The 1,418-nt window shown below is 40.1% G+C and carries 1 protein-coding gene; it reads right to left on the reverse strand.

Annotated elements, in window-relative coordinates; genetic code table 11:
- Positions 1-1,232, reverse strand: a 1,232-nt coding sequence (locus Q428_RS14015; protein WP_035382029.1) for an IS110 family RNA-guided transposase, incomplete at its 3' end; no start/stop codon positions are given.
- Positions 1,233-1,418: the final 186 nt, after the last annotated feature.

The following is a 1,418-nucleotide window of genomic DNA, read 5'->3' on the forward strand; positions in this document are numbered from 1 at the left end:
ACATTACCCCCTTCACGGTAGATTTGACCTTTGCTTAGCATTGCAAAGATCAGTCTTAGTAATTTCCGGGCAGTGAGGACTAAAGCTCTCTTGTGTTGGTGTTTATTAACTTCACCATACTTCTTGTTATAGTAAGCTCCAAACTCATTACTGTGCATCCTTACAAAGTTTGCAGCTTCAACAAGGTAGTAACGAAGATATTGGTTACCACACTTAGCAAGAGAAGTCTCTTCACCGCAGAAATTTCCTGATTGATATTTGTTCCAAACGAGTCCTGCATACTTAGCTAGGGCAGCTTCATTATCGAATCTAGAGATGTCTCCAATCTCTGCTACAAGGCCGGCCGAAATAACAGGGCCGATACCTGGAATGGTAGTCAGAGTTTGCCTAAAAGCCTTAAGATGAGATTCTATCTCTTTATCGAGTTTATCAAGCTGCTTCTCTAAGAAGCGGATATTTTCAAGTGTCATGGATAAAGACAATCCAATGGAATCATCCAGCACTGGATGAAGCCGATAGGCTCTATTTGCGGCTTTTTTAAGACCAGCAACTATTACATTTGGATCTTTAAGTCTGTTGTTTCCGTTTGACACTATAAATTCAACAAGTTCCTCTGATGACAGCCTAGCAATCTGGTCTGGAGTATATTTTTCGATTAAAGCCGTTGAGGCCTTGCCAAATACATTGCTAAATGGGCAGTCTTCAGAATAGGATGAGAACTTAAGATAGATAAGGTTTGAAGCTCTGTTCTTTTCATTAATTATAGTGTGAACTAAGCTAAACCTATATCTAGTTAGACGCTGAAGAGCTGCAAATCTAAAATCAGGCTTTGGAGATGGCTTAACATTGCCAAAGCGTACAGTTTCAGCAATCATCCTTGCGTCAATGGTATCAGTCTTCTGAGTATAAGGAAATACCTTTTTTATTCCCCTTACGGTGGCGGGATTCAAAAGATAAACTAGAGTATCAAAACCTAGAAGCTCAGAAGAATTATATAGATACTGCTGAAGGTGCCAGGAGTAGTGGGATGTGGACTCCATGCCAAACTTAATGCTGGTCGCATTAATCTTCTGGGCACAGGAAATAGCTTCAGCGATTATAGTATCAGCACCGACCGTGTCATTGTTTACGAAGAATGCTTTTTTAATAAGGTGGTTACCTTCAGAGTCCATAAAGAATATTGAATTGGATTGACTGCTAACATCAATTCCTACGATTAAAGTACTGGACATAAAATCACTCCTTTCTTACAAATTATTGGCCAGTAACTTACAGGTTAATCCCTTACGAATTACGGTACTGCACCCTCGCTTATTAGAACTATGCCACAGCCGTTAGGATGCGATCCTGAGCCTGCTAAAACTCAGAAAAACTGCTAGGCATGAACAGCACACGAGTAAGTAGTATCTCCAGTAATT

Source organism: Fervidicella metallireducens AeB (assembly GCF_000601455.1).
Lineage (GTDB): Bacteria > Bacillota > Clostridia > Clostridiales > Caloramatoraceae > Fervidicella > Fervidicella metallireducens.